11 protein-coding genes are annotated in these 12,538 nt (G+C 68.8%); 5 read left to right on the top strand and 6 right to left on the bottom strand.

Annotated features, from left to right (window positions below):
- Positions 1-37: 37 nt before the first annotated feature.
- From pyrF to pyrR, 6 genes are all read right to left on the bottom strand, one after another.
- On the bottom strand, positions 38-859 hold the full coding sequence (pyrF, locus tag ACY1JX_RS00995) for an orotidine-5'-phosphate decarboxylase (protein ID WP_462564911.1): 822 nt from the start codon (positions 857-859) through the stop codon (positions 38-40).
- A complete protein-coding gene (gene carB / locus ACY1JX_RS00990) occupies positions 856-4,170 on the bottom strand; it encodes a carbamoyl-phosphate synthase large subunit (RefSeq protein WP_462564910.1) in 3,315 nt (1,104 codons plus the stop codon). The genes pyrF and carB overlap by 4 nt, the downstream gene beginning before the upstream one ends.
- Positions 4,154-5,278: a glutamine-hydrolyzing carbamoyl-phosphate synthase small subunit gene (carA, locus tag ACY1JX_RS00985; protein WP_462564909.1), complete on the bottom strand. Its 1,125-nt coding sequence runs from the start codon at positions 5,276-5,278 to the stop codon at positions 4,154-4,156. Before carA ends, carB begins: the two co-directional genes overlap by 17 nt.
- The gene (locus ACY1JX_RS00980; RefSeq protein WP_462564908.1) at positions 5,275-6,552 is read right to left on the bottom strand and encodes a dihydroorotase; all 1,278 of its coding nucleotides are present in this window, start codon (positions 6,550-6,552) and stop codon (positions 5,275-5,277) included. The genes carA and ACY1JX_RS00980 overlap by 4 nt, the downstream gene beginning before the upstream one ends.
- A 94-nt stretch (positions 6,553-6,646) precedes the next feature.
- The gene (locus ACY1JX_RS00975) at positions 6,647-7,579 is read right to left on the bottom strand and encodes an aspartate carbamoyltransferase catalytic subunit (protein ID WP_462564907.1); all 933 of its coding nucleotides are present in this window, start codon (positions 7,577-7,579) and stop codon (positions 6,647-6,649) included.
- The gene (gene pyrR, locus ACY1JX_RS00970; protein ID WP_462564906.1) at positions 7,576-8,133 is read right to left on the bottom strand and encodes a bifunctional pyr operon transcriptional regulator/uracil phosphoribosyltransferase PyrR; all 558 of its coding nucleotides are present in this window, start codon (positions 8,131-8,133) and stop codon (positions 7,576-7,578) included. The genes ACY1JX_RS00975 and pyrR overlap by 4 nt, the downstream gene beginning before the upstream one ends.
- A 434-nt stretch (positions 8,134-8,567) precedes the next feature.
- Between pyrR and ACY1JX_RS00965 the strand changes: the two genes are divergently transcribed.
- From ACY1JX_RS00965 to ACY1JX_RS00945, 5 genes are all read left to right on the top strand, one after another.
- Positions 8,568-8,837, top strand: a complete 270-nt coding sequence (locus ACY1JX_RS00965; RefSeq protein WP_462564905.1) for a transposase — start codon at positions 8,568-8,570, stop codon at positions 8,835-8,837.
- The gene (locus tag ACY1JX_RS00960) at positions 8,837-9,631 is read left to right on the top strand and encodes an IS3 family transposase (protein ID WP_462564904.1); all 795 of its coding nucleotides are present in this window, start codon (positions 8,837-8,839) and stop codon (positions 9,629-9,631) included. The genes ACY1JX_RS00965 and ACY1JX_RS00960 overlap by 1 nt, the downstream gene beginning before the upstream one ends.
- Positions 9,519-10,958 carry an IS30 family transposase gene (locus ACY1JX_RS00955; RefSeq protein WP_462564362.1) on the top strand — a complete coding sequence of 480 codons (1,440 nt, stop codon included), beginning with the start codon at positions 9,519-9,521 and terminating at the stop codon, positions 10,956-10,958. Before ACY1JX_RS00960 ends, ACY1JX_RS00955 begins: the two co-directional genes overlap by 113 nt.
- On the top strand, positions 10,909-11,310 hold the full coding sequence (locus ACY1JX_RS00950; RefSeq protein ID WP_462564903.1) for an integrase core domain-containing protein: 402 nt from the start codon (positions 10,909-10,911) through the stop codon (positions 11,308-11,310). Before ACY1JX_RS00955 ends, ACY1JX_RS00950 begins: the two co-directional genes overlap by 50 nt.
- A 134-nt stretch (positions 11,311-11,444) precedes the next feature.
- Positions 11,445-12,242 carry a hypothetical protein gene (locus ACY1JX_RS00945; protein WP_462564902.1) on the top strand — a complete coding sequence of 266 codons (798 nt, stop codon included), beginning with the start codon at positions 11,445-11,447 and terminating at the stop codon, positions 12,240-12,242.
- Positions 12,243-12,538 lie beyond the last annotated feature (296 nt).

Genomic DNA, 12,538 nt, shown 5'->3' with positions numbered 1-12,538 from the left:
CACGCCGTGTGAGACCCCCGAAACGTCACTCCCAAGGCTACAGCAGGGACAGCGCGTCGTTGGTGGCGGCGGCGGCTGCGCGCAGGGCGTTGACGTCGGGGCCCTTCGCGAGGACGTCGCGCGAGGTCGACGGGACGATCTGGTCGGTCACGGTGTCGAAGAGGCGGCGCAGGTCGTCGACCGTGCCGCCCTGGGCGCCGAAGCCGGGCACGAGGATCGGGCCGTTGAAGCCGAGCCGCTGCGTGTCGAGGTGGGCCACCGTGGCACCGATGACGGCGCCGAAGGAGCCCATCGGGGAGGCGCCCTCGTTGGCCTGCCCGAGCTCGACGAGGATCTCGTCGCCCACCGACATGCCCGACGACGTCGTGGCGGCCTGGAAGCGGATCGCCTCGGGGTTCGAGGTGAACGCCAGCACGAACACGCCCGCGTCGTTCTTCTCCGCCGCCGCGAAGAACGGCGTCAGCGAGCCGAACCCCAGGTAGGGGCTGACGGTGATCGCGTCGGCCGCCATCGGGGCGTCGTCGTCGAGGTAGGCGTCGGCGTAGGCCGTCGCGGTGGAGCCGATGTCGCCGCGCTTCACGTCGAGGATCGTCAGCGAGCCGGTGTGCCGCAGGTCCTGCAGCGTGCGCTCCAGGATCGCCACCCCGGCCGCGCCGAACCGCTCGAAGAACGCGGACTGCGGCTTCACGAACGCCACCTTGCCCGCGAACGCCTCCACGCACGTGGCCGCGAACCGGTCGAGTCCCTCGACCGAGTCCTCGAGGCCCCACTGCTCGAGGAGCTGCGCGTGCGGGTCGATGCCGACGCACAGCGGACCGTACGCCTGCATCGCCACGTGGGCGCGGCTGCCGAAACTCATCGCGTGATCGTCTCCGCCCACGACTGCAGCGACCGCACGCCGATGCTGCCGGCGATCTCGGCCTCGATGCCCTGCACGGCGGCGGCGAGCGCCTGCACCGTGGTGAGGCACGGGATCCCCTCGGCCACGGCGGCCGTGCGGATCTCGTAGCCGTCGACGCGAGCGTTCGCGCCGCTGCCCAGGCCGTGCGGCGTGTTGACGATCAGCTGCACCTGGCGCTCGTTGATCTTCTCCACGACGGTGCTGCCCTGCGAGTCGTCCTCGTGCAGCTTGCGCAGGACCGTGGCCTTCACGCCGTTGCGCTCGAGGACCTCGGCCGTGCCGCTCGTGGCGAGGATCTCGAAGCCGAGGTCGGCCAGGCGCTTGATCGGGAAGATCATGTGGCGCTTGTCGCGGTTGGCCACCGAGACGAAGACCGTGCCCGAGGTGGGCAGGCCGTTGTACGCGCCCGAGGCCGACTGGCTCTTGGCGAACGCCGAGCCGAAGGACGCGTCGATGCCCATGACCTCGCCGGTCGAGCGCATCTCGGGGCCGAGCAACGTGTCGACATATCGACCGTCGTAGGTGCGGAACCGGTTGAACGGCATGACCGCCTCCTTGACCGCGATCGGCGCGGTGGCCGGCAGCCGGCCCCCGTCGCCCTCGGCGGGCAGGACGCCGGCGGCGCGCAGGTCGGCGATCGACTCGCCGAGCATCACGCGAGCCGCAGCCTTCGCGAGCTGCGTGTTCGTCGCCTTGGAGACGAACGGCACCGTGCGCGAGGCGCGCGGGTTGGCCTCGAGCACGTAGACCGTGTCGGAGCTGAGCGCGAACTGGATGTTGATCAGGCCGTGCACGCCCACGCCGCGGGCGATCGCCTCGGTGGAGGCGCGGATCCGATCGATCTCGGTGGTGCCGAGCGTGATGGGCGGCAGAGCGCAGGCCGAGTCGCCGGAGTGCACGCCGGCCTCCTCGATGTGCTCCATGACGCCGCCGAGGAACAGCTCCTCGCCGTCGAAGAGCGCGTCGACGTCGATCTCGACCGCGTCGTCGAGGAAGCGGTCGACCAGCACGGGGCGGTCGGGCGAGATCTCGGTGGCGTTCTCGATGTAGGTCGAGAGCGACTCCTCGTCGTAGACGATCTCCATGCCGCGGCCGCCGAGCACGTAGGACGGGCGGACGAGGACCGGGTAGCCGATCTCGTCGGCGATCCGCTTGGCGCCCTCGAACGTGGTGGCGGTGCCGTGCTTCGGCGCGGGCAGCCCGGCGTCGGCCAGGACCTGCCCGAAGGCGCCGCGCTCCTCGGCGAGGTCGATCGCCTCGGGCTGGGTGCCCACGATCGGCACGCCCGCGGCCTTCAGACCGGCGGCGAGGCCGAGCGGCGTCTGGCCGCCGAGCTGCACGACGACGCCCGCGACGGGGCCGGCCTGCTGCTCGGCGTGCACGACCTCGAGCACGTCCTCCAGCGTGAGCGGCTCGAAGTACAGCCGGTCGCTGGTGTCGTAGTCGGTGGAGACGGTCTCGGGGTTGCAGTTGACCATGATGGTCTCGTAGCCGGCCTCGGACAGCGCCAGCGACGCGTGCACGCACGAGTAGTCGAACTCGATGCCCTGACCGATGCGGTTCGGGCCCGATCCGAGGATGATGACGGCCTCGCGCTCGCGCGGCTCGACCTCGGTCTCCTCGTCGTAGGACGAGTAGTGGTATGGCGTCTTGGCGGCGAACTCGGCGGCGCAGGTGTCGACCGTCTTGTAGACGGGGCGGACGCCCAGCGCGTGCCGGACACCGCGGACGACCTCCTCGGAGAGCCCGCGGATGCGGCCGATTTGGGCGTCGGAGAAGCCGTGGCGCTTGGCGTGCTGGAGCAGCTCGGGCGTGAGGCGCTCGGCGGCGGTCACCTCGGCGGCGACCTCGTTGAGCAGCGCCAGCTGGTCGACGAACCACGGGTCGATCGCGGTGGCCTCGAAGACCTCGTCGGGCGTGGCGCCGGCGCGCAGCGCGTCCATGACCTCGCGCAGGCGGCCGTCGTGCGGCACGGCGGCGGACTTCAGCAGCGCCTCCTTGTCGAGGTCGACCCACTCGCGCTCCCACGAGAACACCGCGTCGGGGCGCTCGAGCGAGCGGAGGGCCTTCTGCAGGGCCTCGGTGAAGTTGCGGCCGATGGCCATGGCCTCGCCGACGGACTTCATGTGCGTGGTCAGCGTCGCGTCGGCGGCCGGGAACTTCTCGAAGGCGAACCGCGGCACCTTGACGACGACGTAGTCCAGCGTCGGCTCGAAGCTGGCCGGCGTCTCCTGCGTGATGTCGTTCGGGATCTCGTCGAGCGTGTAGCCGATGGCGACCTTGGCGGCGATCTTGGCGATCGGGAAGCCGGTGGCCTTCGACGCGAGCGCCGACGAGCGCGAGACGCGCGGGTTCATCTCGATGACCACGATGCGGCCGTCGACCGGGTTGACCGCGAACTGGATGTTGCAGCCGCCGGTGTCGACGCCGACCTCGCGGATGACACCGATCGAGATGTCGCGCAGGCGCTGGTACTCGACGTCGGTGAGCGTCATCGCCGGCGCGACGGTGATCGAGTCGCCGGTGTGGACGCCCATGGGGTCGAGGTTCTCGATGGAGCAGACGATCACCACGTTGTCGGCGGTGTCGCGCATGACCTCGAGCTCGTACTCCTTCCAGCCGAGGATGGACTCCTCCAGGAGCACCTCGGTGGTGGGGCTGAGCGCCAGGCCGCTGCCGGCGATGCGCAGCAGGTCGTCGTGGTCGTACGCCAGGCCGGAGCCGGAGCCGCCCATCGTGAACGAGGGCCGCACGACGACCGGGTAGCCACCCAGCTCGTCGACGCCGGCCTCGCACTCGGCCATGGTGTGGCAGATGACCGAGCGGGCGACCTCGGCGCCCCACTCGGCGGGCAGGTCCTCGACGATCGCCTTGAACGTCTCGCGGTTCTCGCCCTTCTCGATCGCGTCGATGGACGCGCCGATGAGCTCGACGCCGTACTTCTCCAGGATCCCGGCCGCGTCCAGCTGCATGGCGCAGTTGAGCGCGGTCTGGCCGCCGAGGGTGGCCAGCAGGGCGTCGGGACGCTCGGCGGCGATGACCTTCTCGACGTACTCGGGCGTGATGGGCTCGACGTACGTGGCGTCGGCGAACTCCGGGTCGGTCATGATCGTGGCCGGGTTGGAGTTCACGAGGATGACGCGGATGCCCTCCTCGCGCAGCACGCGGCAGGCCTGCGTGCCGGAGTAGTCGAACTCGCAGGCCTGGCCGATGACGATCGGGCCGGACCCGATGACCAGGATGGACTCGATGTCAGTGCGCTTCGGCACGGGCTGCCTCCATGAGGTCGGTGAAGCGGTCGAAGAGGTAGCCGGCGTCGTGCGGACCCGCGGCGGCTTCCGGGTGGTATTGGACGCTGAACCCGGGGCGGTCCAGCAGGGCGATGCCCTCGACGACGTCGTCGTTCAGGCACACGTGGGTGACCCGCGCGGGGCCGTAGGGCGTCTCGAAGTCGGCGTCCAGCGGCGCGTCCACGGCGAACCCGTGGTTGTGCGCCGTGATCTCGACCTTGCCGGTGGTGCGGTCCTGCACGGGCTGGTTCACGCCGCGGTGGCCGTACTTGAGCTTGTAGGTGCCCCGGCCGAGCGCGCGGCCGAAGATCTGGTTGCCCAGGCAGATGCCGAAGTACGGGGTGCCGCGCTCCAGCACGCCCTGCACGAGCTCGACCTGGTGGTCGGCCGTGGCCGGGTCGCCGGGCCCGTTCGACATGAAGACGCCGTCGGGGTTGAGCTCGAGCACCTCGTCGAGCGTGGAGGTGGCGGGCAGCACGTGCACCTCGATGCCGCGCTGGGCCATCAGCTTCGGGGTCATCCCCTTGATGCCGAGGTCGAGCGCGACGACGGTGTACTTCTTGTCGCCTTCAGCCGGCACGACGTGCGCCTCGTCGACGGTGACGTCGGCGAGGTAGTTCGAGCCGGTCATGCTCGGCGCGGCCGTGACCTGCTCCAGCAGCGCCTCGGGGTCGAGGACCTCGGTGCTGATGCCGGCGCGCATGGAGCCGCGCTCGCGGAGGTGGCGGGTGAGGGCGCGGGTGTCGATGCCGCTGATGCCCACGACGCCCTGCTCGGCGAGCAGGTCGTCGAGGGAGCGGTCGGAGCGCCAATTGGAGCGCTGGCGGGCGGGGTCGCGCACGACGTAGCCGTCGACCCACACGCGGCCGGACTCGAAGTCCTCCGCGTTGGCGCCGGTGTTGCCGATGTGCGGGGCCGTCATCACGACGATCTGGCCGCGGTAGGACGGGTCGGTGAGCGTCTCCTGGTAGCCGGTCATGCCGGTGTTGAAGACGATCTCGGCGACCGTGGTGCCCGTGGCGCCGTAGGAGCGGCCGCGGAAGGTGCGTCCGTCCTCGAGCACGAGGATGGCGGGGGTGAACGTCACAACAGCTTTCCTTCCAGGACGGTGGGCTTGCCGGCGAGGAACGTCGCGACCACGCGGCCCGGGAGTTCCCTTCCGGCGTACGGCGTGTTGCGCGAGAGACTCGCGGTGTCGGCGGGTTCGATCGTACGGGTGACCGACGGGTCGTAGAGCACGACGTGGGCCGGCTCACCGACCGCCAGCGGGCGGCCGTGGCCGGTGGCGCGGCCGATGCGCGCCGGGTTCGCGCTCATGACCTCGGCGACGCGGCTCCAGGACAGCGCTCCGGTGTCGACCATGGTCTGCTGGACGATCGACAGGGCGGTCTCGAGGCCGATCATCCCGAAGGCGGCGGCGCCCCACTCGCACTCCTTGTCCTCCATGGGGTGCGGGGCGTGATCGGTGGCGACGATGTCGATCGTGCCGTCGGCCAGGCCCTCGCGGACGGCGAGGACGTCGTCCTTGCTGCGCAGCGGCGGGTTGACCTTGAAGATCGGGTCGTAGCTGCGGACCAGCTCGTCGTCGAGGAGCAGGTGGTGGGGCGTGACCTCGGCGGTGACGTCGATGCCGCGGCTCTTGGCCCAGCGCACGATCTCGACCGAGCCGCGCGTGGACAGGTGGCACACGTGCAGGCGGCTGCCGACGTGCTCGGCCAGCAGGACGTCGCGGGCGATGATCGCCTCCTCGGCGACCGCGGGCCAGCCGGTGAGGCCGAGCTCGCCCGAGAGCGGGCCCTCGTTCATCTGGGCGCCCTCGGTGAGGCGGGGCTCCTGCGCGTGCTGGGCGATGACGCCGTCGAACGCCTTGACGTACTCGAGCGCGCGGCGCATGAGGACGGCGTCGCTGACGCACTTGCCGTCGTCGCTGAAGACGCGCACCTGGGCGGCCGAGTCGGCCATCGCGCCGAGCTCGGAGAGCCGCTCCCCCGCCAGTCCGACGGTGACCGCGCCGATGGGCTGCACGTCGGCGTAGCCGTGCTCACGGCCGAGGCGCCAGACCTGCTCGACGACGCCGGCGGTGTCGGCGACGGGCTCGGTGTTGGCCATCGCGAAGACGCACGTGAACCCGCCGCGCGCGGCGGCCTGGGTGCCGGTGAGGACGGTCTCGGCGTCCTCGCGGCCGGGCTCGCGCAGGTGCGTGTGCAGGTCGACCAGACCGGGCAGCGCGATGAGACCGGTGGCGTCCACCGTCTCGTCACCGCTGAGGTCCGCGCCGATCGCCGCGATGACCCCGTCCTCGATCAGGATGTCGGTGACCTCGTCGCCCAGGATCCGGGCGCCCTTGATGACGGTGCTCATGCGTTCTCCATTCCGGTGATCGAGTAGCCACGGAGCGCCGCCCCGGTGATCGAGTAGCTGGCGAGCGAAGCGAGACGCGTATCGAGATCACACGTCATGCGCTCTCCCCCTCCGTAGCCCCACCCAGCAGCAGGTAGAGCACCGCCATCCGCACCGCGACGCCGTTGGTGACCTGCTCGACGATGACCGAGCGGTCGCTGTCGGCCACGTCGGCGTTGATCTCCATGCCCCGGTTCATGGGTCCGGGGTGCAGGACGAGTGCGTGGTCGGGCAGCCGGTTCATGCGGGCGACGTCGAGCCCGTAGCGGCGGCTGTACTCGCGGGCGCTGGGGAAGAACGAGGCGTTCATCCGTTCGCGCTGGACACGCAGCATCATGACGGCGTCGGCCTTCTCGAGGCTGGCGTCGAGATCGTAGGAGGTCTCGACCGGCCAGGTCTCGACGCCCACCGGCAGCAGCGTGGGCGGGGCGACGAGCGTGACGTTCGCGCCCAGCGTGTGGAGCAGCAGCGCGTTCGAGCGGGCGACGCGGCTGTGCAGCACGTCGCCGACGATCGTGACGTTCTTGCCGGCCAGGTCGCCGAGGCGCGAGCGCATCGTGAAGGCGTCGAGCAGGGCCTGCGTGGGGTGCTCGTGGGTGCCGTCGCCGGCGTTGACGACCGCGCCCTTGGTCCACTCGGAGGTGGCGAGGCGGTGCGGCGCACCCGAGGCGTGGTGACGGATCACGACGGCGTCGGCGCCCATGGCTTGGAGCGTGAGCGCGGTGTCCTTGAGGCTCTCGCCCTTGCTGACGCTGGAGCCCTTGGCGCTGAAGTTGATGACGTCGGCCGAGAGGCGCTTCGCGGCGGCCTCGAAGCTGATCCGGGTCCTCGTGGAGTCCTCGAAGAACAGGTTGACGATCGTGCGGCCGCGCAGGGTGGGCAGCTTCTTGATGGGCCGCTGGGCGACGCTCAGCAGCTGCTCGGCGGTGTCGAGGATGAGGGTGGCCTCGTCGCGGCTCAGGTCGCCGGCGCTCAGGAGGTGCTTCATGCGTCGCTCCCCTCGATCGCGACGGAGTCGGCGGCGCCGTCGGTGTCGGTGAGCCGGACCCGGACCTTCTCGGTCTTCGAGGTGGGCAGGTTCTTGCCCACGAAGTCGGCCCGGATCGGCAGTTCGCGGTGGCCGCGGTCGACCAGGACGGCGAGCTGCACGGCCTTGGGACGACCGAGGTCGCTCAGCGCGTCGAGCGCGGCCCGGATCGTGCGGCCGCTCATGAGGACGTCGTCGACCAGCACGACGACGCGGCCGTCGATGTCCTCGGGGACGTTGGTGGCCTCGAGCGCACGGGGCGCCTTCAGGCGCAGGTCGTCGCGATACATCGTGACGTCGAGCGCGCCCGGCTTGATGGTGGTCCCCTCCACCTCGGCCATCTTGGCGGCGATCCGCTCGGCGAGCTCGACCCCGCGGGTGGGAATCCCCAGGATCACCACGCCTTCGGCGTCGCGATTTCGCTCGAGGATCTCGTGGGTGATGCGTGTCAGCGCACGCGAGATGTCGGTGGCATCCATGACGGTGCTCAAGCCCGACCTCCTTCTCCGCCTCACAGGACGGTGGTTAAAGGATGGTTCTGCGTCAGGTTATCAGTGCGGTTCGCCCATGTTGTGATCGCCTGCGGACCGGTCGGACCGAGACGCGCGACGTTGCGGTCGCTGGAGCGACAACTTCTGTACAAAGTCGCCCGCGCTGGCTTTACGGCGCTTCCGTATTCCTGTATTCCGCAGCAGCCGGACGCGGGTGATACGTGCGGTGCGACGGGCGTAGACCTTGGAAACGGATATGAGCCGAGGAGCCATTCACAGGAGTTTGACCCGCCCGACGACCGGTTTGGAAGTTTGGCCCCTGCGTCGGGGCAGCGTGGTTACGCCAGATCACGCTGTGAATCGCCCCGGGTCTGATGGAGGCTCTCAATCCTTGGAGGATGAGAGTTATGGCAGCACCGAGGAAGTACCCCGACGAGTTGCGTGAGCGTGCCACGAGGATGGCGGTCGAGCTCCGGGCGGATCCGGAGACGAAGTCGGGTGCGATCACCCGAGTGGCTGAACAGCTCGGCATGCATCCAGAGACGTTGAGGAACTGGGTCCGCCAGGCCGAGATCGACGGTGGGGTCCGGCCGGGCACCACGACTGGCGATGCGCAGCGGCTGGCCGAGTTGGAGCGGGAGAACCGCGAGTTGCGACGGGCTAATCACATTTTGAGGACGGCGTCGGCTTTCTTCGCGGCGGAGCTCGACCGCCCCACCAGCAGGTAGTGGCCTACCTCGACGCCCATCGCCACGACGTGGTCGATGGGCGCGAGGTCGGGGTCGAGCCGATCTGCGCCGTGCTGAAGAACGCCGGCGTCCAGATCGCCCCGAGTGGCTACTACGCGGCCAAGATCAGGCCGCTCTCGCAGCGCTCGGTGCGTGATGCCGAGCTGGTTGAGGACATCAAGGTCGTGCACCGGGCCAACCTGGGCGTCTACGGCGCCAGGAAGGTCCACGCCGCGCTGAACCGTGAGGGAATCACGGTTGCTCGGTGCACCGTCGAGCGGCTGATGCGCGCCGAGGGTCTGCGCGGGATCAGGCGGGAGAAGTCCCGCAAGACCACGATCGGTGACGGTGCTGAGACCGAACGGCCGGAGGATCTGGTGAGCCGCAAGTTCGTCGCTGCGGCACCGAACCAGTTGTGGGTCGCCGATCTGACCTACGTCCGCACGCACGCCGGCTGGACCTACGCAGCGTTCGTGATCGACGTGTTCAGCAGGAAGGTCGTGGGCTGGCAGGTCTCGACATCGCTGCGCACCGACCTGGCCCTGGACGCCCTCGACATGGGCCTTTGGGAACGGCAGCGGACCGGCCAGAGCGTCGGCGGGCTGACCCATCATTCCGATCGTGGAGTCCAAGGCGGATTCAATCGGTCGTCGCAACACCTCGTCGTGGAGGTGTTCGAGCATGGCGACAGCGGACTGGAGCAAAAAGACCAGCGACGCGCCAGAGGAGCTTCGCCGGCAGTGGCGTGCGGACCGGGCGCTGCGGCCAGCGATGCGCTCGCCCGGGCGTCCTGACCCATCCCGAGCGGTGCAACGGCAATTCTGGCGGCTGATCGCCACGGGCATCACGTCGGCAGAAGCGGCACTGGCGGTCGGTGTGTCAGTGCCGGTCGGGACCCGCTGGTTTCGCCACGCTGGCGGCATGCCGCCCATTTCGCTGGCCGAGCCCACCGGCCGCTATCTGAGCTTCGAGGAACGTGAGGAGATCGCCATCCTGCACGCCCAGGACAAGGGCGTTCGCGAGATCGCCCGCGCGATCGGGCGTGATCCCGGAACGGTCTCACGCGAGCTGCGGCGCAACGCTGCGACTCGTGGGGGGAAGCAGGAGTACCGGGCCACCGTGGCGCAGTGGAAGGCACAGCAGGCGGCCAAGCGCCCCAAGACCGCGAAGCTGCTCGAGAACCCGCAACTGCGGGAGTATGTCCAAGATCGGCTCGCCGGCAACGTTCGCCGGCCCGACGGCACGATCGTCACTGGCCCCACACCGGCCCCCTGGAAGGGGCTGAACAAGCCGCACCGTGCCGACCGGCGTTGGTCGCTGGCCTGGAGCCCGGAGCAAATCGCACAGCGGTTGAAGGTCGACTTCCCCGATGATGAGTCCATGCGCATCAGCCACGAGGCGATCTACCAGTCGCTGTTCATTGAGGGCCGTGGTGCGCTCAAGCGCGAGCTGGTCACGTGTCTGCGCACCGGACGTGCGCTACGTCAGCCGAGGGCCCGATCGCAGAACAAGCCCGGTGGGCATGTCACGGCCGATGTGGTTCTCAGCGAACGCCCCGCTGAAGCCGAAGACCGCGCCGTCCCAGGTCACTGGGAGGGTGACCTGATCATCGGCACTGGCCGGTCGGCGATCGGGACGATCGTTGAGCGCAGCAGCCGCTCAACGGTCCTGGTCCACCTGCCACGCATGGAGGGCTGGGGCGAGAAGCCCTACGTGAAGAACGGTCCATCGCTCGGCGGCTACGGGGCCGTAGCGATGAACGCGGCGCTGAGTGCGTCGATCACCAAGCTGCCCGAGCAGCTGCGCAAGACCCTGACCTGGGATCGCGGCAAGGAGCTCTCGGGTCACGCGCAGTTCGCGTTGGAGACCGGCACGAAGGTGTTCTTCGCCGACCCCCACTCGCCGTGGCAGCGGCCGAGCAACGAGAACACCAACGGCCTGCTGCGCCAATACTTCCCCAAAGGCACGGACCTGTCGCGTTGGTCCGCCGAGGACCTCGAGGCCGTCGCTCACGCGCTCAACAACCGGCCCCGCAAGATCCTTGGGTGGAAGACACCTGCCGAGGTGTTCGATGAGCAACTACGCTCGCTTCAACAACCCGGTGTTGCATCGACTGGTTGAACCCAAGCAATACCGCGCGATCCGCTACACCGAACGTCTCGCCGAAGCCGACGCCGTCGCCTCCGTCGGCAGCAAAGGCGACAGCTACGACAACGCGATGGCCGAGGCGTTCAACTCGCTGTTCAAGGCCGAGTGCATTCGCAACCCGATCATGCGTCCCAAGGGCGGCTGGAAGTCGGTCGGCGACGTCGAGCTCGCCGTCGCCGAATACGTCGACTGGTTCAACCACAGGCGCCTGCACGGCGAACTACGGCAGGTCCCACCCGCCGAGTTCGAAGCGAACCACTGGTCGCTCCAGGGCATCACGCACTACGTTGAAACCCCGACCCCAGCAGGGGCCGGAACCAAGTAACCGAGCCTCCACGAAACCCGGGGCGATTCACTGTCGTCGGGTGAGATGCCCATGGTTGGACTAGCCACGGATCGCTTCTGAGCCAAGTTGCTGGTCCTCCCGCTGAGCGGCGTGTGTGACCGTAGGCTCTTGGCGTGAATTCGGACCAAATCCTCGCCCTGCCGTACGACGAACGCAGGATCGTGGTCGTCACCGACAAGGTGCCGCCTGCGGTAGACAAACCCACGCGCTGGGAACTCGTCACGAAGCTCGTCGGCATCGGATGGGGTGGGGTTGGTCTGGCTGCCACTGCCTTCGCGGTCGAGATCGTTGCAAACTTCCGAGCGGGCGGTGAGCATGTCCTCCCCATTCAGTTCGACGCTGCACGCGGCCTACGCTTTCCCCCTGGACATCCCAGACGGAGCGTCGTCTACGTCGGCCACCCCGTCGACGTCGGCTCCTACATCCCCGCCGCCGACTTCCACCGGTTCCTCTTCGAGCATAAGGTCGCCGAGGCCCTCCGCCTGGTTCGATCGCTCGGCGCCAAGACCGTCGAAGTGGTTTCGGTTGAAGGCTGGGATAGCAGTGCCGCCGCGAAGCTCGGCATTAGCCTTCCTCAATCGGTCACCGGAGCAGATGTCGACCTAGGCGCCGAGTACGGACGCGAAGGGTCAAAGGGCTACGAGGTGCTCACATCGATGAAGATGGCCCCCACCGGCGAACCAGCCATCCCTACCGACCTCGTGTGGACACCCCATGAGCCGCTGTGGTCGGAACTGGCACAAGCACGCATTGAGTCCGGCCTCACGGACATCGTCATCGACATCCGGTCCACCGACGATTTTGGGGTCAACGCTGGCCTCAAGACCCTCATCAACAAGACCGGCCTAGACGCCGGCGGCGAGTTCGTGGAGCACAAGAAGACCACTTGGCGTCTCGAAGCCGCGTTTTGAATAGGGACCGCACGGCCGCCGCAAGCAGCATGTTGTATCCCCCGTCGATACCGGTTGGTGGCGTCGACCCATGCGTCGAATCCAAGAAGTTCGGACTTCAGGGGCCGTCCATCACCCCACCGCACGAGTGCGTCCAGGTCGTCGCTCATGGACTCCTCGGCTTGCGCCTGCCACTTGAATTCCCGTCCCGCCAACGGGCCGTCAGCCATGTCGGGATGACGTTCCAAAGGGAAACCTCCATCGTCACGGCGTCCACTTCCTGACTGCATGCGTCGTCGGCGTCTGAACGACACTGA

It is taken from the genome of Aeromicrobium sp. JP4 (genome assembly GCF_054957925.1).
This window is presented reverse-complemented; position numbering and strand designations above follow the sequence as displayed.

Excerpts from the sequence above, each read along its gene's own strand:
- ACY1JX_RS00980 (WP_462564908.1), bottom strand. The coding sequence starts at position 6,552 with ATGAGCACCGTCATCAAGGGCGCCCGGATCCTGGGCGACGAGGTCACC.
- ACY1JX_RS00950 (WP_462564903.1), top strand. The coding sequence starts at position 10,909 with ATGAGCAACTACGCTCGCTTCAACAACCCGGTGTTGCATCGACTGGTT.
- pyrF (WP_462564911.1), bottom strand. The coding sequence starts at position 859 with ATGAGTTTCGGCAGCCGCGCCCACGTGGCGATGCAGGCGTACGGTCCG.
- ACY1JX_RS00975 (WP_462564907.1), bottom strand. The coding sequence starts at position 7,579 with ATGAAGCACCTCCTGAGCGCCGGCGACCTGAGCCGCGACGAGGCCACC.
- ACY1JX_RS00955 (WP_462564362.1), top strand. The coding sequence starts at position 9,519 with ATGGCGACAGCGGACTGGAGCAAAAAGACCAGCGACGCGCCAGAGGAG.
- ACY1JX_RS00965 (WP_462564905.1), top strand. The coding sequence starts at position 8,568 with ATGGCGGTCGAGCTCCGGGCGGATCCGGAGACGAAGTCGGGTGCGATC.